The following is a 25,140-nucleotide window of genomic DNA, read 5'->3' on the forward strand; positions in this document are numbered from 1 at the left end:
GCAGTCGCGAGCCGCCCCGCAAGGTCTGGTCGACCAGGGGCTCGCTGTCCGTCGCTTTGGCCAAGGTTTTGGTGATGTCACATCGCGCGCGAAAGGATCTGGACTTTCCGCAAGTCTGCCGGAAGTTCAGGGGCCGGGGGCAAAATATTATGTCGGGGCTGAAAATGCGTCTGGGGGTGCCCCTGCGGTGCCCCGGATGATTTTCGCGGATGCGGCCAAAACCGGCCATCAACTAAGCAATTGATTTTCCGAAGAGAAAACTGGTGCCGCTTAGGTGACTCGAACACCTGACCCCATCATTACGAATGATGTGCTCTACCAACTGAGCTAAAGCGGCCCGGGAAGCCAGGGCCTCCAAGATGCGCTGGGTGATAGACGCAACCCGCCACAAATTCAAGATGGGACTTGGCAATTCGTGTCGGCTCATCCCGGGCCTATAAGCGACCGCCCACCGGTCGGCCATGTGGTTGCGCGAAGCCTCAACGCCAGGTTGTGCGACGTCGCGTTGGCGCTGCATCGGGAAACCGGCGAAAAATGTTGATTCCTTTACCGAAAACCGCCGAAATCGGCTTTGGATGCATCGCCAAGGCAGAATGCGGCCGCTGGCCCGTTGATTGATCGGTCGCCTGCGGCTAACGATCATGACAATATGACCGTACGTGCAGAGGGGTCCCCGTTGGACGCGATCGAAAAAGCGATCCGGAATGCCTTCGAGAAAGGCAATGCCGAGGACCGCGCGTTTCGCGAGCGGGTCTACCGATCGGCCTTCGCCGCGCTTGATCGCGCCCTGCAGGCCAACCCGAACGTGACGGTGGAAGTCGCCATCAAGCGCCGCAAGGCGGTGCAGGCCAAGATAACCGAAATCGAATCCGAATTCCTGCCGGCGGTTCCCGCTGTCGGCCGGCCGACCGATGACGACGCTGCAGCACCGGCTGTGGAGCAGCCGCCTGGCAGCGAAGCCGATGCCGAACCCCAGGCCGATGCCGAACCGGATGCCGGCGCCGACGCTGAACCGGCGCCGCCGCCTGAGGTCATTGTTGACGGTCCGGCGGAGTCTCCTGCATCGGTCGCGCCTCCTGTTTCGGACGCGCCCCCTGCTTCCGATGCGCCGCGCTCGCGCGTCTTGCCGGTCGTTCCCGACATCATGCCCGAAGCGGCTTTTCCCGATGCGCCGGAGGTCGACTTGTCGTCCCCCCAATCGGCCGGGGACGGCGACGCAGAGGTGATGCCCGACCGCGACGACAGGCGGGTGAAAGGTCCCCGCCTGCCTCTCACCGCGATCTTCCTCGGCGTGACGCTGCTTGCAGCCGCTGGCATCGGCCTCTATTTCGCTGCCCAGACCGGCGTCTTCAAGTCGGCGGCCGAACTCGACACCGCCCCGCCGCAAACGCCACCGACGGTGGAAGACGATGATTTCACGCCGCCAGGCGACACGGCCCCGCCGCTGAACGCCGGCGAGGCGGATGAGGCGCGCGACTGGATCAATGTGTTTTCACCGAGCGACCCGACGCTTGTCAGCGCGCCTTCGGATGCCAAGGCCGAAACCATGCAGGACGACAGCGGTTCCTTCCTGCGCATCCGGTCGGGCGCCTCCGGTTCGGCGATCAGCTTCGACGTCGAGCAAGGCGTCTTGGACAAACTCGCCGGCAAGCACGCCACGTTCGACATCATCGCCCGCTCCGAGGAGGGCCAGGAGACGCAGATCTCCGTCGACTGCAATTTCGGCGAACTCGGCGACTGCGGCCGCAAGCGCTACGCGGTCGGCCACGAGCGCAACGAATACCTCTTCGATGTGCGGTTTCCCGACAAGCGTCCGGGCGCTGCCGGCACCATCGCCATCAATTCCGACTTCGACAAGCAGGGCAAGTCGGTCGACATCTACGAGATCCGCGTCGCGATTGTTCCTTGAGCCTCAACGCATCGGCCCGAAAATCGGAATCGATTTTCGGAAAGCACGATGCGTAGATTATAACAGTTAGATCGTACTTTGTGCGTCCAATTGGACGCACGTCGCTCTAACTATCGAGCAGCGCCTGCAGCGTCTCGATGCGGTCGGCTTCGGCCGCCGGCTTGTCCCAGCGCAGCCGTGAAATGCGCGGAAAGCGCATGGCGACACCGGATTTGTGCCGTGTCGAGCGGTTAAGCCCTTCGAACGCCACCTCCAGTACCAGGCCTTGTCTGCGGTCGGCCCGCACCGAGCGGACCGGGCCGAAGCGCTCGATCGTGTTGTCGCGGACATATTTGTCGATCTGCCTCAGTTCCTCGTCGGTGAAACCGAAATAGGCTTTCCCCACCGGCACCAGTTCCTCCGATCCTTCCGGGCCGGACCACACGCCAAACGTGTAGTCGGAATAGAAACTCGAACGCTTGCCGTGACCGCGCTGGGCATACATCAGCACGGCGTCGATTGTGTGCGGATCGCGCTTCCATTTGAACCATGGGCCTTTCGGCCGGCCGGTGAGATAGGGCGAATCCCAGCGCTTCAGCATCACGCCTTCGATGACCGGATGCAGCGGCTTGCGGCGCAATTCCTCCAGCGCCTGCCAGTCGGTGAATTCGACAAGCGGCGAAAGATCGAAGCGGCTCGGATCGAGCGTCTGCACGAAGCCTTCGAGGCGGCCGCGCCGCTCGCGGAAAGGGTGCGTGCGCAAGTCCTCGTCGCCGATCTGAAGCACGTCGTAGCAGCGCATGAAGGCCGGGTATTGCTGCTGGATCTTCGGTGTCACGCTCTTGCGGTTCAGCCGCTGCTGCAGGTCCGAGAACGTGCCGGTCGCCTGCCGGGGATCGCCGACCAGAAGCTCGCCGTCGAGGGTGGCGGAGAAATCCATCGCCTCTGCGAGGTCAGGAAAAGCCCGGGAGACATCGTCGCCGGTGCGCGAGTAGAGCCGGCGAACACCGCCTTCCGATACCGCCTGGACGCGGATGCCGTCCCATTTCCACTCGGCGGCATAGTCGGCCGGATCGAGCTTTTCGAGGTCGCCGTCACCGATCGGGTTGGACAGCATCACCGGCCGGAACAGCGCCAGCGCTGTCTTTTTGGGTTTTTCTGCCTTGCCCTCCAGCCAGGCGAACAGCTCGGCATAGGGCGGTATCAGCCCATGCCAGAGTTCTTCGATCTCAGCGATGTCGACCTTGCCGAGATCGGCCAGCGCCTGCTTGGCCAATCGCGCCGAAACGCCGATGCGCAGGCCGCCGGTGACCAGCTTGATGACGGCGAAGCGCGCCGAGATGCTGGCGCTGTCGAGCAGCCGGGCCAGCACCTTCGGCCCGTCGGAACGGCTCGCCGCCTGCAATTTCGCGACGACCTCGGCGAGCGTCGGCTCATGGTTGGCGATATCCGCCGGTGATTGCGGCCAGACCAGCGACACGGTCTCCGCCAGGTCGCCGACATAGTCGTAGGAATAGCCGAACAGCACCGGGTCCATGCGCTGCATGACCAGCGCGCGCAGCATCGCCGGCTTGACCGCCGCGATGGTCAGGTCGCCGGTGATGGCAGCCAGCGCCAGACCGCGATCCGGATCCTCGACGCTGCGGAAATAATCGCTCAACAGCTTCAGCTTGCCGTTGCGCGACGGCGTCAGCACGAGGCGGTCGAGGAGTTCGGCGAAGCGGTTCATAATGCGGGCCGCGCCAATGGGCCAGCCTTGCGTTCTGTCGCGCCGCCGTGAAGCGCTACATCGGCCGTGACCACCATCAATCGCCCTCATCCTCATAGCCGACGAGATGCAGCGGCCTGGCAGCGATGCCTTCGAGTTCGCACCAGCGCACCAGGGCCTCCTCGCGGCCATGCGTCACCCAGATTTCCTCCGCGCCGGTTTCCCTTATCGTGGCGGTCAGTTCGTCCCAGTCGGCATGGTCGGAAACGATCAGCGGCAGCTCGACGCCGCCCTGCTTGGCGCGCTGGCGGATGCGCATCCAGCCGGAGGCAAAGCACGAGATCGGATCGGGAAAGCGCCGCGCCCAGCGATCGGCGAACGCCGATGGCGGCCCGACGACGATGGCGCCGGTAAAATCCTCCTTGCCACTACTTTCGACGGTCGCCGGCTCCAGCGCCCCGAGCTCGATGCCCTGGCTCTGATAGTAGTCGCTGAGCTTGGCCAGCGCGCCGTGGATATAGATCGGCCTGTCGTAGCCGGCGTCGCGCAGCAAGCGCATGACGCGCTGCGCCTTGCCGAGCGCATAGGCGCCGACCAGATGCGCGCGTTCGGGAAACTGCGCGGTCGATTTCAGCAGGCGGGCGATCTCTTCGGTATCGGGCGGATGACGGAACACCGGCAGGCCGAAAGTCGCCTCGGTGATGAACACGTCGCACTTGACCGGTTCGAACGGCTCGCAAGTCGCGTCCCTCTGGCGCTTGTAGTCGCCCGAAGCGACGATGCATGAGCCCTGATGCACGACCTCGATCTGCGCCGAGCCCAGCACATGGCCGGCCGGATGGAAGGTTACGGTGACGCCGTTCAGCGCAATCGCCTCGCCAAGTGCTGCCGCTTGCGTCGTCCCGGCAAAACCCTCGCCGTAGCGCAGCCGCATGATGTCCAGCGTCTGTTGTGTAGCCAGCACCGAGCGGTGGCCGGAACGGGCATGGTCGGAATGGCCGTGTGTGATCAGCGCCCGGCTGACCGGCCGCACCGGATCGATGAAGAAATCGCCGGGCGGGCAATAAAGGCCCTCGGGCCGAGGGTGAAGCAGGTCGCTGGCGCGCATGGCTCCAAGATAGTTGCTAATTCCGGCGCGGGAAGCCTGTTGCAAGTGACTGCTGACTCGGCATACAGGCAACTGTCGGCGGGATCTCCATCACGAAATCGCATCAGGCCTTGTCCGGCGACCCTTTTCGTTCACCTGCGCCACACGTGGCGGCGGCTGCGAAAAAGTCCGATTCGCATGCCCGAAAGGGCAGAACACCGACAAGGAGGACGTTGCATGCGCTGGAACTTGGTGGTCTTGGCATCTTGCCTGGCAATAGCCGGTTGCGTCGGCACCTCGATCGCCGAGCGACAGGACGCGAATGTCCAGTCCTCGCTGCAATATGACAGCGTGCCTTGCGATCAATTGGTGGCGCAACGAAACCGGCTGGCGCAGCAATACCGCCTTCCGCAGGATGCCAAGCCGTCCTTCTCCGATCCCGGGGTGGGCCTCGGCCCGTTCACGCCGGATGCCCGTTCCAAGGCCCAGCGCGACGTCGAACAGGCAAGTGGCCGGATCGACGCCATGAACCGGTCGATCGCCCGCCGCGAATGTGGCAAGCCGGGTTAATACCCCGCGTTGCGATCGACGACGTTCTCGAGCTTTTCGCCGCGCTCGAAGGCGGCCATCTGGCGCAGCATGATCGGCACCAGATGCACGGGATCGGAGGTCGCCGCCGCATGCGGCGTCACAAAGACCTTTGGGTGGCTCCATAGCCGGCTGGTCTTCGGCAGCGGCTCGACCTCGAACACGTCGAGGCTCGCCTCCTTGAGCGTGCCGTCCTCCAGCGCACGCAGAATGTCGGCGTCCTTCTGCAACTTGCCGCGCCCGGCATTGATCAGCACTGAGCCGCCGAGGCCGTTGCGTTTCCTCAACTCCTTCAGCACGCCGTAATTGATGATGCCTTGCGTCTGCGGCGTAAGCGGCAACAGCGCCACCAGGATATCGGTGGCGTTGAGGAAGGGGATCAATCCGGCCTCGCCGGCATAGGTCGAAACGCCTTTCACCGGCCTGTCGCTGCGCGACCAGCCATTGACCGCAAAGCCGAGCGACAAAAGCACAGACGCCGCCGCGCGGCCAAGCGTGCCGAGCCCCATGATGCCGATGGAGATGTCGCCGGCCGGCCGCTGCGGCGACTCGTGCCAGATCTTCCTTTGCTGCTGCGACCGGTAAAGCAGGCCCTGGCGATGGTGATCGAGCACCCGCCAGACGACATATTCGGTCATGTAGTGGGTCAAATTGTCGGCCACGACCTTGACGATCGGCACGTCGGGCAAAGTGGGATCGGCGAAGATGTGGTCGACGCCGGCGCCGATCGAAAAGACAGCGCGCAGATTGGGCAGGGACGACAGAAGGTTCGGCCGCTGCTTCCAAACCACCGCATAGGTGATCGAAGGATCGCTGGCGCCTTCCGGCTCGAGCACCACCTCGCGTTCGGCCGACAAGAGTTCGCGCCAACGGCCTGGATGGATACCGGTGAGGGCAAGCAGGACGCGGCCTTTTTCCATGGCGGGTTCGTTTTCCTTTATGCGGGTACAGGCTACTCGCTGACGATGCCGACCGGCGCCGTTTCGATCCTGAATGCGGCCGAGATCAGCGCCTTGGTATAATCGGTCTGCGGCCGTTCGAAAATCTGTTCGGACGGACCGGCTTCGACGATCCTGCCATTGCGCATGACGATGACGTCGTTGGCAAGCGCACGGATGACCTTCAGGTCGTGGCTGATGAACAGATAGGCGAGGTCGTGCTTCGCCTGCAGGCTGCGCAGAAGGTCGACCACCTGCGCCTGCACGCTCATATCGAGCGCCGAGGTCGGCTCGTCCAGCATGACGAAGCGCGGGTTGAGCACCATGGCGCGGGCGATGGCGATGCGTTGGCGCTGGCCGCCGGAAAACTCGTGCGGATAGCGATTGCGCGTGGAGGGATCGAGCCCGACTTCACCGAGCACATCGACAATGCGATTGTCGCGCTCATCGGGCGACAGTTTCGGCTCGTGGATCTTCAGCCCTTCCTCGATGATCTCGGAGACCGACATGCGCGGGCTCAACGACCCGAACGGATCCTGGAAGACGATCTGCAACTCGCGCCGCAGCGGCCGCATGGCGTTGAATGACAGCTCGTTGATATCGCGCCCATCGAACTGAATGGTCCCGGTCGACGAGATCATCCTGGCCAGCGCCAGGCCGAGCGTCGTCTTGCCCGAGCCGGATTCGCCGACGACGCCAAGCGTCTGGCCGGCGCGCACGGTGACGTCGATGCCGTCGACCGCCTTCACATTGTCGACGGTGCGCCGGAAAAAGCCTTTCTTGATCGGAAACCAGACTTTTATGTCCTGGCCGGTCATCACCGGCCTGGCGGCTGTGTTGGCGGCGGGCGGCTTGCCCTTGGGTTCGGCCGCCAAAAGGTGCCGCGTATAGCTGTGCTGCGGGTTGGCGAAGATTTCTTTCGTCGGCCCGGTTTCGACGATCTTGCCCTTGGTCATCACGCAGACCCGGTCGGCGATCTTTCTGACGATGCCGAGATCGTGGGTGATGAACAGCATCGACATGCCTTTGCGGCTCTTCAATTCCGCAAGCAGTTCGAGGATCTGCGCCTGCACGGTGACGTCGAGTGCCGTCGTCGGCTCGTCGGCGATCAGCAGTTCCGGCTCGTTGGCCAGCGCCATGGCGATCATGACGCGCTGGCGCTGACCGCCGGAAAGCTGGTGCGGATAAGCGTCGAGCCGCTTCTCCGGCTCGCGGATGCCGACCTCGTTGAGCAACTCCAGGGTGCGCGCCTTGGCTTGGCGGTCACCCAGGCCCTGGTGCAGCGTCAGCACCTCGACGATCTGCTGCTCGATGGTGTGCAGCGGGTTGAGCGAGGTCATCGGCTCCTGAAAGATCATGGTGATCTTGTTGCCGCGCACGCGGCGCAATGCCTTCTCGTCGGCAGCGAGCAGATCGGCGCCCTGGAACAAGATCTTTCCCGACGGATGGCTGGCGGCCGGATAGGGCAGCAGCTTCAGCACCGACAGCGCCGAGACCGACTTGCCGGAGCCGGATTCGCCGACCAGCGCCACCGTCTCGCCCTTGGCGATGTCGAAGGAAATGTGGTCGACGGCCATCGACTGGCGGCCTTCCTGGGCGAAGGCGACGCTGAGATCGCGCACCGAGAGGAGAGGGGCGTCGCTCATCTGAACGTCTTGCGCGGATCGAAGGCGTCGCGGGTCGCCTCGCCGACGAAGACCAGCAGCGACAGCATCAGCGAGATGACGACGAACCCCGAAATGCCGAGCCACGGCGCGTTGAGGTTGCGCTGCGCCTGCTTGAGAAGCTCGCCCAGCGAGGCCGAGCCGGGCGGCAGGCCGAAGCCAAGATAGTCGAGCGAGGTCAGCGTCGAGATCGAGCCACTGAGCAGGAAGGGCAGGAAGGTCAGCGTCGCCACCATGGCATTGGGCAACAGATGCCGGAACATGATCGTACCGTTGGGTACGCCCAGCGCGCGCGCGGCGTTGACATATTCGAAGTTGCGGGCGCGCAGGAACTCGGCCCGCACCACGCCGACCAGCGCTACCCAGGAGAACAGCAGCATCAGCCCGAGCAGGATGAAGAAGCCGGGCGGCAGGATGGCGGCGACGATGAGGAGCAGATAAAGCACCGGGATCGCCGACCAGATTTCTATGAAGCGCTGGAACAGAAGGTCGGTCCAGCCGCCGAAATAACCCTGCAATGCGCCGGCCGTCACGCCGATCACCGCCGAGCCGGCGGTGAGGATAAGGCCGAACAGCACCGAGACCCTGAATCCGTAGACGACGCGCGCCAGCACGTCGCGGGCCTGGTCGTCGGTGCCCAGCCAGTTCCAGTTGCCGATGACGCAATTGGGGTCGGCGGCACCTTGCGGATACTGGTTGCAACGTGTCTGGACGTCATAGAGCCAGGACGGCTTGGTCGGCGCCGCCTCCGGGATGGCGTTGTTGACGGTCCGGTACGAGTAGCGGACCGGTGGCCAGATCATCCAGCCATGGGCATTGATCTCGTCCTGGATGACCGGGTCGCGGTAGTCGGTGACCGCATAAAAGCCGCCGAACTTCTCCTCGGGATAAGCGACCACGACCGGAAACAGGATTTCGCCCTTGTAGGAGACGAGGACCGGCTTGTCGTTGGCGATCCATTCGGAAAACACCGACAGCACGAAAAGCACGAGGAATATCCACAACGACCAGTAGCCGCGCCGGTTGGCCTTGAAATTCTGCAGCCGCCGCTGGTTGAGCGGCGACAGCCAGGGCCGTGCGATCCGCTCCGGCGCCGTTTCGGCTGCGGCCCCGGCCATCAGACGTCCCTCCGCTCGAAGTCGATGCGCGGGTCGACCCAGGTATAGATCAGGTCGGACAGCAGCCCGACGATCAGGCCAAGCAGCGAGAAGATGTAGAGATTGGCGAACACCACCGGATAGTCGCGCTCGACCACCGACCTGAAACCGAGCAGGCCGAGGCCATCGAGCGAAAAGATGTTCTCGATCAGCAGCGAGCCGGTGAAGAAGGCCGAGATGAAGGCGCCGGGAAAGCCGGCGACGACGATCAGCATGGCGTTGCGGAAGACGTGGCCGTAGAGAACCTTCCGTTCCGACAGGCCCTTGGCGCGCGCGGTCACCACATACTGCTTGCGGATTTCCTCGAGGAACGAATTCTTGGTCAGCAGCGTCGTGGTGGCGAAGGCCGACAGCACCAGCGCCGTCAGCGGCAAGGTCATGTGCCAGAGATAGTCGACGATCTTCGCCGGCCAGGACAGCTGGTCCCAATTGTCGGAGGTGATGCCGCGCAGCGGAAACCAGTCGTAGAACGATCCGCCGGCAAACAGCACCATCAGCAGGATGCCGAACAGGAAGCCCGGGATGGCGTAGCCGACAATGACGACGCCGCTGGTCCATACGTCGAATGCCGAGCCATCCTTGACTGCCTTGCGGATGCCGAGCGGGATCGAGATCAGGTATGACAGCAGCGTGATCCACAGCCCGATCGAGATCGACACCGGCATCTTCTCCAGGATCAGATCGATCACCGAGATGTCGCGGAAATAGCTGTCGCCGAAATCGAACCGGATGTAGTTCCACAGCATCATGCCGAAGCGCTCGAGCGGTGGCTTGTCGAAGCCGAACTGCTTTTCCAGCTTGGCGATGAACTCGGGGTCGAGCCCTTGCGCGCCGCGATATCTCGAACCGGCTTCGCCAGCCACGTCGAAATTGCTGGCGCCGGCGTCACCACCGCCGCCACCAAGGCGATCGCTGCCGCCCTGGTTGGTCAGCCGGGCGATGACCTGCTCCACCGGCCCGCCCGGCGCGAACTGGATGACGGCGAAAGACACCGCCATGATGCCGAACAAGGTCGGGATCATCAGCAGGATGCGGCGCAGGATATAGGCGCCCATCAGAAATGGTCCTCCGTGAGGAGGGGCACTGTGTCTGGACGGCCGCCCAAGGCAGTCGCGTCAGACCAATTATCGACGCCAGCGCCGCCCATCATTGTCCTACCGGACATTTCTCCCCGTATAGTGACGGGGAGAAAGGGGCTGGCCGCAATCTCGGCGCTTTTACTGCCACGCTTGTGATTGGCGAAACCATCGATGAAGGCGCCCCTCTCCCCGTCACTATACGGGGAGAGGATGCCGGCAGGCAGGTGAGGGGCGGCGCCGACGCCTGCAAGAAATTCACCCTTTACCAATCTTTGCCGCCTTGTCCTTGTCGAACCACCACAGCGCCTCGACCGGAAAGCCGAAATCGGGCTTCTGCTCGGGAAAGCCGAACATGTCCCAATAGGCGACTCGGTGATTCGCGAGATAATATGTTGGAATCCAGTCTAGCCGCGCGCGCAAGACCCGATCGAGCGCTTTGAGCGCCGTGATCAGTTCGACCCGGCTCTGCGCCTTGCCGGCTGCCTCGATCAGTGCATCGATGGCCTTGCTTTCCGTGCCGGGATAATTTCGCATCCCCGGCCTTTTCGCCATCCGCGAATCGTAGAGTATCTCCAGGCCGTCGGCAGTCGGCGTCGCCCCGATCGACCAGGCGAGCAGGGTGAAATCGAAATCGAAATTGCTCTGCCGCTGTTCATATTGCGTCGAATCGACCTGCCGGATCGAAGCGTCGATGCCGATCGTTTTCATGTTCTCGGCCCACGGCGACAAAAGCCGAACGATGCCGTCGTCCTCGGCCAGCATTTCCACCCGCAGTGGCTCGCCCTTTTCATTGACAACGAAATTGCCCGCCCGCTTCCAGCCGGCTTCGGCAAGCAGTCTCGAAGCCGCGCGCAGCAGCTTGCGATCGTGGCCCGAACCGTCGGAGACAGGCTGCATCACCGCTTCGCCGAAGGTTTCCGGCGGCAACTCGGCTCGGAACGGCTCCAGCAGGGCCAATTCCTCGGGCGAGGGCAGGCCCTCGGCCTTGTAATCCGACCGCTCGAAATTCGATTGCGAGCGCTCGTAGGCGCCGTAAAACAGAACCCGCTTGGTCCATTCGAAATCGAAGCAATTGGCGATCGCGCGTCTGACGCGCACATCGCGGAATTGAGCACGACGCTGGTTCAGCGCGACAGCCTGCATGGATGGCGTTTTCTCGCCGGGAAATTCGCGTTTGACGACCCGGCCGTCCTTCAGTGCCGGAAAGTCGTAACCGGTTGCCCATACCCGCGAGGTAAATTCTTCGCGAAAATGCGTGTCCCCCTTCTTCAGGGCTTCAAACGCTGCCTGGCGATTGATGTAAAAATCGATGCGGATGCGGTCGAAATTATAGACGCCGCGGTTCACGGCCAGATCCCTGCCCCAATAGTCGGCGACGCGCTCATATTCGACGGTCTGTCCGGCCGCCACGCGCCCTATTTTGTAGGGTCCGGAGCCGAGCGGCGGTGTCATCGTCGAGGCATCGAAATCATTGACCGTATAAAAGGCTTTGGACACGATCGGCATGGCGACGATCGCAAGGATATTCTGCGCGGATTGTTTGCCGTTGAAGGTGAGGTCCACGGTAACCGGATCGGCCGCAACCGCTTCCGTCATATGCCGCAACGCCTGGGAGAGGTTCGGATGGCCCTTGTCCTTGTAAAGCTTCAATGCGAAGGCGACGTCCTCCGCGGTCATTGGCGAGCCGTCGTGGAAGCGTGCTTGCGGTCGCAGGCTGAAGCGGAAGCCATTGCGGTCCGGCGACAAGGTAACCGACTCGGCAAGCCGGCCATAGACCGCATCCGGCTCATCGAGTGCGCTAGCCATCAACGAATCGAAACAGAGTTCGGTGCGCGGCGGCGATTCCCCTCTCAACACCAGCGAATTCAGCGTGTTGAACGTCAGGAAGCTCTGATTGAAGATGGAGTTCGGCGGTGCGAAATTCATCTGGCCGCCCTTGGGCGCGTCCGGATTGACATAGTCGAAATGCGTGAAACCTGGGGAATATTTGAGGTCGCCGAAGGCCGACAGACCATGCAGCTTGACCCCCGTCGGGATGGCGGCGAAGGCGCGGCCGGGCAACAGCGCTGCCGTCGTGGCCGCGACGCCCAAGGCCAGAAAGTCGCGGCGGGCCAGCGAGACGCGGCGGGGGAGCGCCGCCATCAATTGCCACTCTTGTATTTTGCCGCCAGCGCCTTTTCCTTGTCCGCATCGATCCACCAGGAATTCTGGTCGACGCCGCTATAGGCCGGCTGCTTTTCCGGGATGCCGAACTTATTCCAGTACGCTATCCAGACCGCCGACCGATGGTGTTGCGGCACGACATAGTAATTCCACAGCAGCACCCGGTCGAGCGCATGGGTGGCAGCAACCAGATCGTCACGGTCGGTCGCGAAGATGACGCGGTCGACCAGCGCATCGACGACCGGATTCTTGATGCCGGCATAGTTGCGCGATCCAGGCGTGTCTGCGGACTTGGAACTCCAGAAGTCACGCTGCTCGTTGCCAGGCGAATCCGACTGCCCCAACTGCGATATGGTGACGTCGAAATCGAAATTGTTGACGCGGTTGATGTATTGGGTCTGGTCGATCAGCCGCAGCGTGGCGTCGACGCCGATCTTGCGCAGATTGGCGATATAGGGACTGGAAAGGACCTGGTCGGTATCGTTCCAGCCGAGGATTTCGAACTTGAACGGCTCGCCTGTCTTGGCATTGACCATCTTGCCGCCCTTGATCACCCAGCCCGCCTTGGCGAAGAGATCGACCGCAGTCTTGAGATACTTGCGTTCCGCCTGCGGCGAATCGTAGACCGGCAGCTTGAATTCCTGGGTGAAGACTTCGGGCGGCAGCTTGTCGCGATATTGCTCAAGGATTTCCAGCTCCTTGCCTTGCGGCAGGCCGCTCGACGCCAGTTCGGTGCCTTGGAAGTAACTGCTGGTACGGGTGTTGGAACCGAAGAACAAGGTACGATTCATGGCCTCGAAGTCGAGCGGGTAAGTCAGCGCGGCGCGCACCAAACGATCCCCAAACAGCGGACGCCTCGTGTTGAGCATGAAGGCCTGCATCGGTTCGGGTGAGGCGGTCTTGAATTCCTGCTTGATAACGTCGCCGGCCTGGACCGCCGGGAAATTATAGGCGGTGTTCCAACGCCTCGAACTGTTTTCCGACCTGATGTCATGCAGTCCGCCCTTGGTAAAGGCCTGCCAGGCGGCATTGTCGTCGAGAAAGTAGCTGAAACGCTGCCTGTCGAAATTTTCTCGTCCGATCTTCACCGGCAGCTTGACACCCCAGTAGTCCGGAACCCTCTGCCAGATGATTTCAGAGCCCGGCTTGAAGCTGGCGATCTTGTACGCGGCCGACCCCAGCGGCGGCTCCTGCGTCGGCCTGGTGATGTCGCGCTTCTTGCCGGTGGCGTCGGTACCTTCCCACCAGTGCTTTGGCAGCACGACGAGATCGCCGAGAATCTTGGGCAGTTCCCGGTTGCCCTTCTGGTCGAAATGGAATTCCACCTCGCGGTCGGAAACCGCGACCGCATCGGTGACATTCTCGAAATAGCGGCTGTACATCGGGCTATTGGCCTTCAGCACCTGAAACGACCAGATTACATCGTCGGTGGTGATCGGCTTGCCGTCATGCCATTTGGCCCGCGGATCAAGTCGGTAGGTCGCCGACGAATAGTCGTCGGGATGTTTGTAGGCGTCGGCGATCAGCGGATGGCTGACGCTGCCTTCGTCAGTCGCCTGCTCCATCAGCGTGTCGTAAAGCAATCCGCCGCCGAACGGGGCGAAGCCAGCCGCGGCGGAACCCTGGACGATATAGGGATTGAAGCTGTCGAACGTGCCAAGCACCACCGAATTCAGCGAGCCGCCCTTCGGCGCGTTCGGATTGACGTAATCATAGTGCTGGAAGTTGTCGCCATATTTGGAGTCGCCGATCAGCGACGAGGTGGTGCGCCATTCATCCGCCAAGGCTGCCTGCGGGCCACCGGCAAAAGCCGCCACAACCAGCATCGATCTGAGAAACGTTCGGCCAACCGTCATGCCTTCTCCTCTGTGCGATAGCTGTTAGCGGACAATCTAGTTCATTTGACGCTCATGAAAACCGCGACAGGCCGGCTTTGTCGCCGCACATGCGCTTTTCCAATTGAAAAAGCCGGGCTGAACCCGGCTTTTTCAAGAGTTTGTCCATGACAATTGCGTTATTGCGCTGGAGCTGGTGCGGGAGCTGCAGGGGCCGGAGCTGGTGCGGCCGGTGCCGCACCCTCTGCCGGCTTGGCCGGCGCCGCGCCTTCAGCAGGCGCGGCTGCATTCTCGGCCGAAGCGCCGGGTGTCGGCAGCGGTTTCGGATTGTCCGACAGCGTGCGCAGATAGGCGATGACGTTGGCGCGGTCGTCGTCCTTCGGCAGGCCGGCGAAGCCCATCGCCGTGCCCTTCACCAGCTTCTTCGGCGAAAGCAGAAAGTTATTGAGGTGGTCGTACGTCCATTTTTCCGCGCCGCCCTTGGAAAACTCTTTCATGCCGGCCGAATAGGCGAAGCCCGCATGCTCGGCGATGGGACGGTCGACGATATCCCAGAGATCAGGGCCGACCTTGTTCGGTCCACCTTTTTCGCCGGTGTGGCAGGCCTGGCACTTCTTGAACACGGACGCACCCGCCTCGACATTGGCGTTGGCCAAGAGGTCGGCGATCGGCTTGGCTTGGGCGGGGGCTGCCGGGCCGCCCTCGGCAGGCTCCTCGGTCGCCTCGATGGCGTAGCCGGGTTTTTCCGGTGCTGGGGAGGCGAACAGCGCGTCGGATATGATGCCGACCGAGAAGACGACGAACACGGTTCCGAGCAGGCCGCCGATCAGCTTGTTGATTTCGAAAGAGTCCATACGCCCCAGGCTCCCTTTTCCGGCGGACCGATCCGTCCACTCCGTCCGTCGGTAATCGTGAACCACCCCGCGAGGCGGTCAAATCGGGCGGAAACTAGGTCTTTTGCTCTGGCGTTGCAACACCTATAAGGGCGCTTCCAGTGAGACCTTTTGCCACTTTTCCCTTCCTCTTTTTCGGATGCTTCATCACCCGATGTCCACGCTCATCCTCATCCCGGCCCGCATGGCCTCGACCCGCCTGCCGGGCAAGCCGCTGGCCGACATCGCCGGCGTTCCGATGATCGTCCATGTCGCCCGCCGCGCCGCAGAGGCCGGGCTCGGCCGGGTGGTGGTCGCCACTGATACCCAGAGCGTGGCGGCGGCGGTGCGCACGCACGGTTTCGAGGCGGTGATGACGCGCGTCGGCCATGAATCGGGCTCCGACCGCATCTTCGAGGCGCTAGCCACGCTGGATCCCGGGCGCAAGGTCGAAACGATCGTCAATGTGCAGGGCGACCTGCCGACCATCGATCCCGACATCATCAAGGCCGCGCTAAGGCCTTTCGAGGATGCGACGATCGACATCGCCACGCTTGGCATCGAGATCGTCCGCGACGAGGAAAAGACCAATCCGAATGTCGTCAAGATCGTCGGCTCGCCGCAGTCGGAGACACGGCTGCGGGCACTCTATTTCACCCGCGCCACCGCACCTTGGGGCGATGGGCCGCTCTATCATCACATCGGCCTCTATGCCTATCGCCGCTCAGCGCTCGAGCGCTTTGTCGCGCTGCAGCCGTCGCCGCTGGAACGGCGCGAGAAGCTCGAGCAGTTGCGGGCGCTGGAGGCCGGCATGCGCATCGACGCCGAGATCGTGCAGTCGGCGCCGTTCGGCGTCGACACGCCGGACGATCTCGAACGCGCCAGAACCATCCTTTCAACCTGAGACATCTGGACACCTGAGACATTTGGCATGCCTGAAAAAACCAACAGAATAGCCTTCCAGGGCGAGCCGGGCGCCAATTCCGACACCGCCTGCCGCAACATGTTCCCTGATATGGAGCCGTTGCCGTGTCCGACCTTCGAGGATGCTTTCAACGCGGTCGAGACCGGCAAGGCCGACCTCGCCATGATCCCGATCGAGAACACGATTGCCGGGCGCGTCGCCGACATCCATCATCTCCTGCCGGAATCGAAGCTGCACATCGTCGGCGAATATTTCCTGCCGATCCATTTCCAGCTGATGGTTCTGCCGGGCGTCAGGCGCGACCAGATCAAGACCGTGCACAGCCACATCCATGCGCTCGGCCAGTGCCGCAAATATATCCGCAAGAACGGCTGGAAGCCGGTGGTCGCCGGCGACACGGCAGGCGCCGCCAAGCTGGTCGCAGAGCTGAAGGACCGCACCATGGCGGCGCTGGCGCCGGCTCTGGCCTCGACGCTCTATGGGCTCGACATCATCGAGCAGAATGTCGAGGACACCGACAGCAACGTCACCCGCTTCGTCGTGCTGACCAGGAACAGGCAGTGGGCCGAACGTCCCTCGGCCGATGCCAGGATGATGACGACGTTCATCTTCCGCGTCCGCAACGTGCCGGCCGCGCTCTACAAGGCGATGGGCGGCTTCGCCACCAACGGCATCAACATGACAAAGCTCGAGAGCTACCAGCTCGGCGCGTTCACCGCGACCCTGTTCTACGCCGACATCGAGGGCCATCCCGACGATCCGCTGGTAAAACTGGCGCTCGACGAGCTTGCCTTCTTCTCGCGCGAAATGCGGATTCTGGGCGTCTACCCGGCCAGCCAGTCGCGTGAGCAGTGGAAGGTGGCGGACTAGCTCAGCGCCTTGCCAGGTGACGAGCATCGGGCGACATTGCTGCGATGTGGCTTCTGAAACTGACGCTCGCGGTCGCTGGATTGTATGCGGCGATTGTTGCGGTCGTGTATGTACTCCAGTCCTGGCTGATCTTTCCGGCCGGCCTTGCGGGGTTCGGACCCGATCTGCCGGCTGGGGCACGCCATGTCGAACTGGCGACTGAGGATGGCGAGCGCGTCGTTCTGGTCCGCCTGCCGGCAAGGAAGGCGCCGGCCGAGCCACGCCCGCTGCTGCTGGGGTTCGCCGGCAATGCCTGGAACGCCGACGCACTTGCCTTCATGCTGCACCAGCTATTTCCCGAACATGAGGTCGCTGCGCTGCACTACCGTGGCTATGCGCCGAGCAGCGGCAGCCCATCGGCCGCCGCCCTGCTCGAGGACGCCCGACGCGCCCATGACCAGCTGGCCAGCGATGCCAAAGCCGGCATCCTCGCGATCGGCCTTAGCATCGGCGCTGCGGTTGCGGCCGATCTGGCGACGTCCCGGCCGTTGCGCGGCATCGTCATGGTGACCCCCTTCGATTCGCTGAGAGAACTCGCCGCTCACCACTATCCCTGGCTGCCGGTGCGCCTCTTGCTGCGGCACCGCATGGAGGCAGCGGAATCTCTGCGCGACCTCGATGTGCCCACGGCCGTCATCACCGCCGAGAACGACACCATCGTACCTGCGGCGCGTTCGGCGCCCCTGCGCGAGGCTGCCCGCGACCTGCGCAGCCACATCGCCATAGCGGCTGGCCACAACGACCTCTATGACCATCCCGACTTCGCCGGAGCGCTACGTGCCTCCGTCGCGGCGGTCATGAGCGATTGAAAAACAATTCGCAGATGTCGGAATTCCGGCGCGACATTCGTCCTTTGCTTGCCGCAATCGAAGAAGGGAGACGACGAGATGAAGGCCTGCCCATGACCCCCACCATCACTGCCTTTGAACGGTCGCCCGATCGCGGCAGGGGACTGGCGCGCGACATGCGTGTTCGCTGGGCGCTCGAAGAAGTCGGCCTGCCTTACAAGGTTCGTCTCGTTTCGTTCAAAGCGATGAAGGAACCCGCGCATCTCGCGCTTCATCCTTTCGGGCAGATTCCGACCTTTGAAGAAGGCGATCTCGCGCTGTTCGAGTCGGGGGCGATCGTGTTCCATATCGCCGAGCGCCATGCGGGCCTGCTGCCAGACGATGCGAATGCCAGGGCGCGCGCAATCTCATGGATGTTTGCCGCGCTCAACACCGTGGAGCCGCCGATCCTTGAACGCCAAACCGCCGTGCTCCTGGAGCGCGACGAGACCTGGCACGAACAGCGCCTGCCTATGGTCGAAGATCGCATCCGTGACCGGCTGGGCGAGCTTTCCGGTCGTCTTGTCGATGCCGACTGGCTCGATGGTGCGTTCAGCGCCGGGGACCTGATGATGGTGCACGTGCTGCTAAGGTTGAGCGGGTCGGGTATACTGGACGAATATCCGAACCTCTCTGCCTATGTCGCCCGCGGCGAAGCCCGGCCCGCCTACAAGCGTGCTTTCGCCGCTCAACTGGCGGTTTTCACCGGCAAGTCACCAACTTAGCTCAGCGGCGCGTAGTCGATCTCCAAAAACGCCGCGACTTCCGGGATCCAGCGGTCGCGGACGAAGGCGACGTGGTCGGGATGGTCGTTGTAGCCGGAATAGGCAGCCTGGTCGGCGAACTCCATCGAGAAGCCGAAACGATAATCGTTCTTCGGGCTGACCTGCCGCAACTGCTCGAATTTCTCGACGCCCGGTATCGCCGCCAGTATTTTGGCGTCTGCCAGAAATTTTGCCTCCTCGGCCGAGTTCTCCTTGTGCTTCAGCCTGAACACCACTGTATGACGGATCATTTTTGCTTCCCCTGCAGGCTATGCGCTGTCGGCCCAGGCGCGGATGAGGTTGTAGGCGATCGCCCCCTTCGGCGGCGTGACCAGGCCGCCCGGATGCTCGCGGGCCAGCATCGACAGCACCTCGTCGCGAAAGAACCAGCGGCAGTCTTCCAACTCGTTGAGGTCGGCCTGGATGTCGTCGTTGAGCGGCTCGCCGAAGCAGCCGATCATCAGCGAATAGGGAAACGGCCAGGGCTGGCTGGCGTGATAGACGACGCGGCCAAGCCGGATACCGGCTTCCTCCAGCGTTTCGCGGCGCACCGCCGCCTCGATCGTCTCGCCAGGTTCGATGAAGCCGGCAAGCGCCGAATACATGCCGGGCGCGAAATGCCGGCCGCGACCGAGCAGGCATTTTTCACGCGTCGCCGTCAGCATGATCGCCACCGGGTCGGTTCGCGGAAAATGCTCGGTGGCGCAGGCCGGGCAAAGCCGCTTGTAGCCGCCGGCCCGCATCGCGGCTTCGGCGCCGCATTTGCTGCAGAAGCGGTGGCTGGCATGCCAGGCGAGCAGCGCTGCTCCTTGCGCCATCGCGCCGGCCGCCGCCTCGTCGATCAGCCCCTGCATGTAGACCGAGCGATAGTCGATGGCCTTGATCGTCTCCGGCAGTTGTTCGGGATCGAGCCCGGCCGGCACGGCGAGCACCGGGCCGCTGTCGGAAAAACCGAGCAGGACGCCACGTTCGAGCGACGCCTCGAGCGGCCGGCTTTCCTCGGCGCTGAACCAGGGATCGAAGCCGCCACCGCTGAGCTTCAGATAGAGCCGCCCGGCATGCATCAGCAAAAGCCTGGCTGAGGGATCGGCGAGCGCCTTTTCGACGGAATCGTCGGCGCGGTTTTCCGATTGCCGGTCGATCCTATTGCCGGCGAAGCCGACGAACTGGCTCGGCTCGCGCAAAGGCGCGTCAAACAGGCGGAAGCTCATCGGAGACCCAACTTCAGGATGGACACGGGACAGGCTTATAGCGCCGCCTTTATCTTCTGCGCAAACCGGCGGAGGTCCGAGCGCCCGTAGGGCTCGCGCATACCGTGCCCCCACACCGGGCCCGGCCAGCCGGGATCGCCTTCCGAGCGCGCGACGACATGGACATGCAACTGGCGGACGATGTTGCCAAGTGCGCCGCTGTTTATCTTGGTGCAGCCGGTCACGCTTTTCAGCGCCTGTGCCACCATGTTGGTCTCGAAGGTCAGCATCGCCTGGTCGAGCGGCGTCAAATCATGGATTTCCTCCGCGCCCGGCCGCTGCGGCACCAGAAGCAGCCACGGCCAGCGGCGGTCGTTCATCACCCGCAATTCGCACAGGCCGAGCCACATCAACTGCTCGCTGTCGGCCTCCAGACGAGCATCCAGCGTGAATCCGGCCTCGAGGCCCGGCGACATCGGCGTTTCCTTCACTTTTGTCGTATTTTTTACTCCATGGACGCTAGAGCGGCTGCCGTCAGCCCGCAAGAGGGCGGCAAGCGAATCAAGGGCTATCGTGGCGATGATGGTCCGGCGACGAACTCAGGGTATTGCCTGCCAAGACTTTGGGCTGGAATGAAGCCACCATCCCGCGCCCCCTCTGGTCTGCCGGCCATGTCTTTCGCTCATCTGTTCTTGCTTTGTACCGGCCGCTATGCCAGTAGTTTCAACATGGTGCTTAATCGCGCCAGCGATCCGCCTCCGAGGCGGTTTTTTATTTTCTGGTTTCGCCGCCCGTCACTGCGCCCTTGCATTTCATCGCCGGATTGCCGATATGGGAGCCGGGAGGTTGGTGGTGGACGGTCCACTCGCCAACCGGGTCAGGTCCGGAAGGAAGCAGCCCTAACGAGCCCGGAACGGGTCATTGTTCCAGCCTCCCACCTCTTCGCCTTTCTCCCGCGACATTGACGGCGCCAAGCCCTGCGGGCGAAACTATGCGCAGGAATCGGCCGCCTGCAGGCACGGCCCTTGGAGCTTTACGGGCGAATGAGCGAAGCCGGAAATTCGGAAAAAGCCGCCGCCTATCGCGTTCTGGCGCGCAAATACCGTCCTGCCAATTTCTCCGAACTGATCGGCCAGGAGCCGATGGTCCGCACCCTCACCAATGCTTTCGCCACCGGCCGCATAGCCCAGGCCTGGATGCTGACCGGCGTGCGCGGTGTCGGCAAGACGACGACGGCGCGCATTCTCGCGCGGGCCCTGAACTACAAAACTTCGACCGTCGACCAGCCTTCGGTCGATCTTGCCGTGCCGGGTGAGCACTGCCAGGCGATCATGGAAGGCCGCCATGTCGACGTCATCGAGATGGACGCCGCCTCGCACACCGGCATCGACGACATCAGGGACATCATCGAGCGCGTGCGTTACGCGCCGGTGTCGGCGCGCTACAAGGTCTACATCATCGACGAAGTGCACATGCTCTCGACGCAGGCCTTCAACGGCCTGCTGAAGACGCTGGAAGAGCCGCCGCCGCACGTCAAATTCATCTTCGCCACCACCGAAATCAGAAAAGTTCCGATTACCGTTCTGTCGCGCTGCCAGCGCTTCGATCTCAGGCGTATCGATGCCGGCACGTTGGTCGCGCACCTCTCCTCGATCGCCGGAAAAGAAGGCATCGCGGTCGATGACGACGCGCTGGCGATGATCGCCCGCGCGGCCGAGGGCTCGGCGCGCGATTCGCTGTCCATTCTCGACCAGGCGATCGCCCATGGCAGCGGCGCAGTCAGCGCCGAAGCGGTGCGCGCCATGCTCGGGCTGGCCGACCGCGCCCGCATCGTCGACCTGTTCGAACATGTGATGAAGGGCGATGTGGCGGCCGCACTGGCCGAATTCCGCAACCAGTACGACACCGGCGCCGATCCGGCCGCTGTGCTGACCGACTTGGCCGAGTTCAACCATCTCGTCACCCGGCTACGCTTCGTGCCGACAGCCCTCGACGACGCCTCGCTGTCGGAGGACGAGCGCCGGCGCGGCGCCGATTTCGCCAAGGCGCTGTCGGTCAGGGTGCTGTCGCGGACCTGGCAAATGCTGTTGAAAGGCATTCCCGAGGTGCAGTCCTCCAACCGGCCGGTCAGCGCCGCCGAAATGGTGCTGATCCGGCTGGCGCATGCCGCCGACCTGCCGACGCTGGACGAGGCGCTGAAATCGCTGGAGAGCGCAGCGTCGGTGCCGAATGGCGCGCCACGCTCGGATGGTGCGCCCGCAAGCTCTGGCCCAGCAAATCCCGGTAATGGTGGCGCCAGCGCCGTGGCGCAGGCGCGGATGCCGACGGCCAATGGCGGCGCCCAGACGATGCGGCTGGTCGAACCCGAGCCGATGCCTGCGCCTTTCGTTCCGGCGCCGGAGCCGGTTGCCGATGCGCCGCCAGTGCCGGTTAAATCGCTGGCCGACATCGTCGCCCTTGCCGACGCCCAGCGCGACATCGCTTTCAAGGTGCTGGTCAAGCGCTGCGTGCGCCTGGTGCGCATCGAGCCGGGCCGTATCGACGTCAGCCTGACCGATGACGCGCCGAAGATGCTGCTCAATGATCTGACCGCCAAATTGCGCGCCTGGACCGGCCGCAACTGGCTGGTGTCGCTGTCGAAGGAAGCGGGCGGCCAGACGCTGGCCGAGATGGAATCGACCAAACGCGAAAACGCCCTCCTCGATGCCAAGAGCGACCCGACCGTCGCCGCCATCCTGGCGCGGTTTCCCGGCGCCAAGATCATCGACGTGCGTATTCCCGACGCACCGGAAGCCGATGCGGCGGAGGCAGAGGTTCCGATCGAGCCGGCCACCGACGAAGACGAAACCTGAGCATGATTCCGAAGGGTGGGAGCCGGTTTTCGGAGAAGATCGTGCTTAAACAAGAAACAAGTCAATCGTAGAGGACAACGCGATGAAAGATCTTCTCGGCCTGATGGGCAAGGCGAAAGAAATGCAGGCCAAGTTCCAGGCCATGCAGGACGAGATCGCCACGCTGGAAGCCACCGGACAGGCCGGCGGCGGCTTGGTCAGCGTGACGCTGACCGGCAAATTCGAGATGAAGGCGCTGAAAATCGACCCATCGCTGTTCAAGGAGGACGAGGTCGAGATTCTGGAGGATCTGCTCCTCGCCGCCCACAATGACGCCAGGGCCAAGGTCGAGCAGATGATGCAGGAAAAGACCCAGGCACTGACCGCAGGACTGCCGATACCGCCGGGAATGAAGCTGCCGTTCTAAGGTGCTGTATGCCGGTCGAGCGAGCCCATGGCTTTGGCCCGGCCGGCCACGCTGCGACGCTCGAAGCTCATGCCGTTACAATGGCCGAAGAGCGCAGCGGTCAACGCCCGCCTGACGGCCAGCTGTGTCCATTCGGCAACTCCGCTCACTTAATAACGCTTTAGCCATCTTTTTGCCCGAAAGTGTCTCATTCTTGCCGCAACCAGGGGCGGGCTGGCGACAGAATGAGGGGATATCTTTGATCGTGACCCGATGGAAGACGCCGTTGCTACTCGGCGTCATCACCTCTCCACTGTTTTTGGCCGCCTGCAGTCAGACCACGCACGGTCTGTCCGTGGCCAGCCTGACCGATACCGTCAGATCCCGGCCCTACAATCACACAGCGAAGGACAAGGAGTGCCTCCAGCGCGCGATGTTCTTCGAATCCAACCGGTCGAGCCGCGACGGCATGATTGCTGTCGGCACGGTGGTGATGAACCGGCTGCGCTCCGGCAAGCACGGCAACACCATCTGCCAGGTGGTCGGCGAGCGTGGCCAGTTCGCGCCGGGCGTGATGACACGGCCGATGAATTCGAAGGCGATGCCCGATGTCGAGGAAGCCGCCGAGGCGGTGCTCAGGGGCGAGCGCAAGGCCAAGCTGAAGAACTCGATGTTCTTTCACACCGCCGGCCTGCGTTTCCCCTACAAGAACATGCACTACACCATGGTCGCCGGCGGCAACGCCTTCTACGAAAAGCGCGGCCGGAACTGGAAACCGCTGCCGGACGAGCCCACAGTCGCCGTGGCGCAGGCGACGCCGCGGCGGTCGCGCGCCGCACCTGTGACGCTCATGGCCTCTGGGGCGCCGGCCGCCAAGTTAACGCCGACCAAGGCAACCTATGTGACGGCGGTCGCATCGCAACCGGCAAAGGTTGTTCCAGGGAACTCAACGCCGGAGAGGGTGACCTTTGTGGCGATGCAGGAGCCGGACGCCGCCCGTTTCGGCGGCACCGCCGGTGCGCAACCAGCTACGTCATTTTCGGCGGCGCCGGCCGAGCCGACGATGTCGTTTGAATCGACACCCGAGAACACCGATGCCATCGGTGCGATGATCGCCGGCCAGGGCAGGCCGATGGAAACCTACTGAGCTATCGATAGTCGACGTAGGCGCCGCCCCTCATTGCCCTGCCGGCATCTTCTCCCCGAATAGGGACGGGGAGAAGGGGCTGGCCGCAACCTTGGCACCTTCCTGCGACGCTTCAGGTTGGCGAAATCTTTTGCAAAGGCGTCCTTTCTCCCCGTCGCTATACGGGGAGAAAGGCCCGGTTCACCCTCCGCAGCTGCAGCGCAGCTGCTGCGGAGGACGGGCAGGGCAATAAGGGGCAGCGCAAACCTCAGCGATTGTTCGCAACAGCCGCGCCGCAGGAGTGTTCCAAAACCCATTGAAAAATCCTAAACCGATGCGATGTCGAAACGAATCGCCGGTCCCGAGATCGAACGCCTGATCCAGCTCCTGGCCAAGGTGCCGGGGCTTGGGCCGCGTTCGGCCAGGCGGGCAGCGCTTCACCTCATCAAGAAGAAGGAGCAGTTGCTGTCGCCGCTCGCCGCCGCCATGAACGAGGCGGTCGACAAGGTGCGCATCTGCTCGACCTGCGGCAACGTCGATACATCCGACCCCTGCATGATCTGCACCGATCCGCGCCGCGACGCCGGCACGCTCATCGTCGTCGAGGACGTGGCCGACCTGTGGGCGCTGGAGCGGGCGGCGGCCATGAATGTCCGCTATCACGTGCTCGGCGGCTCGCTGTCGCCGCTCGACGGCATCGGCCCCGAGCAGCTCAACATCCGCTCGCTGGTTAACCGCGTCGCCGGCGGCGAGGTCAAGGAAGTGATCCTTGCCGTCAACGCCACCGTCGAGGGCCAGACCACCGCGCATTATCTCACCGACCAATTGTCCGGCTTCGATATCAAGGTGACGCGGCTGGCGCATGGCGTCCCGGTCGGCGGCGAACTCGACTATCTCGACGAAGGCACGCTGGCCGCGGCACTGCGCTCGCGGACGGCGTTTTGAGGAAGGGAGGGCCTATTGAGATGATTGCATTCCGTCGCGCCCCCCTCTGTCCTGCCGGACATCTCCCCCACGAGGGGGGAGATTGGCTGTCGCGCCAGTTTTCGCCAGTCTTCAATGTTGCAAGATTGGCGACAAAATCAAAGCTGCGAATCTCCCCCCAAGTGGGGGAGATGTCCGGCAGGACAGAGGGGGGCGCGACAGAACGCGGACTTTGCAGATTGGCTGCTTTTTTTCTCGC

General features: G+C 63.2%; 22 protein-coding genes, 1 tRNA gene and 1 other RNA gene. 11 read left to right on the top strand and 13 right to left on the bottom strand.

From position 1 onward, the window contains the following. Positions 1-261: 261 nt before the first annotated feature. A tRNA-Thr gene (locus tag AC0L3D_RS27425) sits at positions 262-337 on the bottom strand. 339 nt (positions 338-676) lie between these two features. Between AC0L3D_RS27425 and AC0L3D_RS27430 the strand changes: the two genes are divergently transcribed. Then, the gene (locus tag AC0L3D_RS27430) at positions 677-1,909 is read left to right on the top strand and encodes a hypothetical protein (protein ID WP_473646387.1); all 1,233 of its coding nucleotides are present in this window, start codon (positions 677-679) and stop codon (positions 1,907-1,909) included. Between the two features lie 106 nt (positions 1,910-2,015). Here the strand turns inward: AC0L3D_RS27430 and AC0L3D_RS27435 are convergent, their stop codons facing one another. Together AC0L3D_RS27435 and AC0L3D_RS27440 are read right to left on the bottom strand one after the other, a co-directional pair. Further along, positions 2,016-3,617, bottom strand: coding sequence for a cisplatin damage response ATP-dependent DNA ligase (locus AC0L3D_RS27435; protein WP_473628988.1), 1,602 nt, complete (start codon positions 3,615-3,617; stop codon positions 2,016-2,018). Positions 3,618-3,693: 76 nt separating this feature from the next. Further along, a complete protein-coding gene (locus tag AC0L3D_RS27440; RefSeq protein ID WP_128168280.1) occupies positions 3,694-4,704 on the bottom strand; it encodes a ligase-associated DNA damage response exonuclease in 1,011 nt (336 codons plus the stop codon). A gap of 216 nt (positions 4,705-4,920) precedes the next feature. Here AC0L3D_RS27440 and AC0L3D_RS27445 point away from each other — a divergent pair, with 216 nt between their 5' ends. Beyond that, a complete protein-coding gene (locus AC0L3D_RS27445) occupies positions 4,921-5,253 on the top strand; it encodes a hypothetical protein (RefSeq protein WP_023802068.1) in 333 nt (110 codons plus the stop codon). Here AC0L3D_RS27445 and AC0L3D_RS27450 read toward each other — a convergent pair. The 7 genes from AC0L3D_RS27450 to AC0L3D_RS27480 all read right to left on the bottom strand — a co-directional run bounded on the left by AC0L3D_RS27450 (position 5,250) and on the right by AC0L3D_RS27480 (position 14,961). Continuing rightward, positions 5,250-6,191 (bottom strand): 2-hydroxyacid dehydrogenase, encoded by a 942-nt coding sequence (locus AC0L3D_RS27450; protein WP_473628987.1) that lies wholly within the window; start codon positions 6,189-6,191, stop codon positions 5,250-5,252. The genes AC0L3D_RS27445 and AC0L3D_RS27450 overlap by 4 nt on opposite strands. A gap of 32 nt (positions 6,192-6,223) precedes the next feature. After that, positions 6,224-7,855, bottom strand: a complete 1,632-nt coding sequence (locus AC0L3D_RS27455) for an ABC transporter ATP-binding protein (protein ID WP_473628986.1) — start codon at positions 7,853-7,855, stop codon at positions 6,224-6,226. Next, positions 7,852-8,991, bottom strand: coding sequence for an ABC transporter permease (locus AC0L3D_RS27460; protein ID WP_473628985.1), 1,140 nt, complete (start codon positions 8,989-8,991; stop codon positions 7,852-7,854). The genes AC0L3D_RS27455 and AC0L3D_RS27460 overlap by 4 nt, the downstream gene beginning before the upstream one ends. Beyond that, entirely contained in the window at positions 8,991-10,085 is a 1,095-nt protein-coding gene (locus tag AC0L3D_RS27465) for a microcin C ABC transporter permease YejB (protein WP_128174061.1), read from the bottom strand. The genes AC0L3D_RS27460 and AC0L3D_RS27465 overlap by 1 nt, the downstream gene beginning before the upstream one ends. Positions 10,086-10,364: 279 nt before the next feature. Further along, on the bottom strand, positions 10,365-12,251 hold the full coding sequence (locus AC0L3D_RS27470; protein ID WP_473646388.1) for an extracellular solute-binding protein: 1,887 nt from the start codon (positions 12,249-12,251) through the stop codon (positions 10,365-10,367). Next, positions 12,251-14,128 carry an extracellular solute-binding protein gene (locus AC0L3D_RS27475; RefSeq protein ID WP_473535856.1) on the bottom strand — a complete coding sequence of 626 codons (1,878 nt, stop codon included), beginning with the start codon at positions 14,126-14,128 and terminating at the stop codon, positions 12,251-12,253. The genes AC0L3D_RS27470 and AC0L3D_RS27475 overlap by 1 nt, the downstream gene beginning before the upstream one ends. A gap of 158 nt (positions 14,129-14,286) precedes the next feature. Continuing rightward, a complete protein-coding gene (locus tag AC0L3D_RS27480; RefSeq protein WP_473646389.1) occupies positions 14,287-14,961 on the bottom strand; it encodes a c-type cytochrome in 675 nt (224 codons plus the stop codon). A gap of 193 nt (positions 14,962-15,154) precedes the next feature. On the opposite strand from AC0L3D_RS27480, the gene AC0L3D_RS27485 reads away from it, so the two are divergent. The 4 genes from AC0L3D_RS27485 to AC0L3D_RS27500 all read left to right on the top strand — a co-directional run bounded on the left by AC0L3D_RS27485 (position 15,155) and on the right by AC0L3D_RS27500 (position 18,365). Beyond that, complete coding sequence (locus AC0L3D_RS27485; protein ID WP_023802076.1) at positions 15,155-15,883, top strand: 3-deoxy-manno-octulosonate cytidylyltransferase; 729 nt, start codon at positions 15,155-15,157, stop codon at positions 15,881-15,883. A gap of 27 nt (positions 15,884-15,910) precedes the next feature. Beyond that, positions 15,911-16,774 carry a prephenate dehydratase gene (locus AC0L3D_RS27490; RefSeq protein ID WP_023802077.1) on the top strand — a complete coding sequence of 288 codons (864 nt, stop codon included), beginning with the start codon at positions 15,911-15,913 and terminating at the stop codon, positions 16,772-16,774. 44 nt (positions 16,775-16,818) lie between these two features. After that, on the top strand, positions 16,819-17,622 hold the full coding sequence (locus AC0L3D_RS27495; protein ID WP_473646391.1) for an alpha/beta hydrolase: 804 nt from the start codon (positions 16,819-16,821) through the stop codon (positions 17,620-17,622). Between the two features lie 92 nt (positions 17,623-17,714). After that, positions 17,715-18,365: a glutathione S-transferase family protein gene (locus AC0L3D_RS27500; RefSeq protein WP_473646398.1), complete on the top strand. Its 651-nt coding sequence runs from the start codon at positions 17,715-17,717 to the stop codon at positions 18,363-18,365. Here AC0L3D_RS27500 and AC0L3D_RS27505 read toward each other — a convergent pair. The 3 genes from AC0L3D_RS27505 to AC0L3D_RS27515 are packed head-to-tail and all read right to left on the bottom strand — an operon-like array spanning position 18,362 to position 20,070. Continuing rightward, the gene (locus tag AC0L3D_RS27505; RefSeq protein ID WP_128174054.1) at positions 18,362-18,655 is read right to left on the bottom strand and encodes a Dabb family protein; all 294 of its coding nucleotides are present in this window, start codon (positions 18,653-18,655) and stop codon (positions 18,362-18,364) included. The two genes, AC0L3D_RS27500 and AC0L3D_RS27505, sit on opposite strands and share 4 nt — an antisense overlap. An 18-nt stretch (positions 18,656-18,673) precedes the next feature. Further along, positions 18,674-19,615 carry an NAD(+) diphosphatase gene (gene nudC, locus AC0L3D_RS27510; RefSeq protein WP_473646392.1) on the bottom strand — a complete coding sequence of 314 codons (942 nt, stop codon included), beginning with the start codon at positions 19,613-19,615 and terminating at the stop codon, positions 18,674-18,676. A gap of 35 nt (positions 19,616-19,650) precedes the next feature. Continuing rightward, entirely contained in the window at positions 19,651-20,070 is a 420-nt protein-coding gene (locus AC0L3D_RS27515; protein ID WP_128174052.1) for an HIT domain-containing protein, read from the bottom strand. 365 nt (positions 20,071-20,435) lie between these two features. On the opposite strand from AC0L3D_RS27515, the gene ffs reads away from it, so the two are divergent. The 5 genes from ffs (at position 20,436) to recR (ending at position 24,902) form a co-directional block, all read left to right on the top strand. Continuing rightward, an RNA gene (ffs, locus tag AC0L3D_RS27520) (signal recognition particle sRNA small type) lies at positions 20,436-20,532 on the top strand. A 105-nt stretch (positions 20,533-20,637) separates the two neighbouring features. Continuing rightward, positions 20,638-22,446 (top strand): DNA polymerase III subunit gamma/tau, encoded by a 1,809-nt coding sequence (locus AC0L3D_RS27525; RefSeq protein ID WP_473646394.1) that lies wholly within the window; start codon positions 20,638-20,640, stop codon positions 22,444-22,446. 82 nt (positions 22,447-22,528) lie between these two features. Continuing rightward, positions 22,529-22,852, top strand: a complete 324-nt coding sequence (locus tag AC0L3D_RS27530) for a YbaB/EbfC family nucleoid-associated protein (protein ID WP_065005911.1) — start codon at positions 22,529-22,531, stop codon at positions 22,850-22,852. Between the two features lie 238 nt (positions 22,853-23,090). Continuing rightward, positions 23,091-23,978, top strand: coding sequence for a cell wall hydrolase (locus AC0L3D_RS27535; protein WP_473646395.1), 888 nt, complete (start codon positions 23,091-23,093; stop codon positions 23,976-23,978). A gap of 318 nt (positions 23,979-24,296) precedes the next feature. Next, complete coding sequence (gene recR, locus AC0L3D_RS27540) at positions 24,297-24,902, top strand: recombination mediator RecR (protein WP_473646397.1); 606 nt, start codon at positions 24,297-24,299, stop codon at positions 24,900-24,902. Positions 24,903-25,140 lie beyond the last annotated feature (238 nt).

This window comes from Mesorhizobium sp. WSM4837 (genome assembly GCF_055811435.1).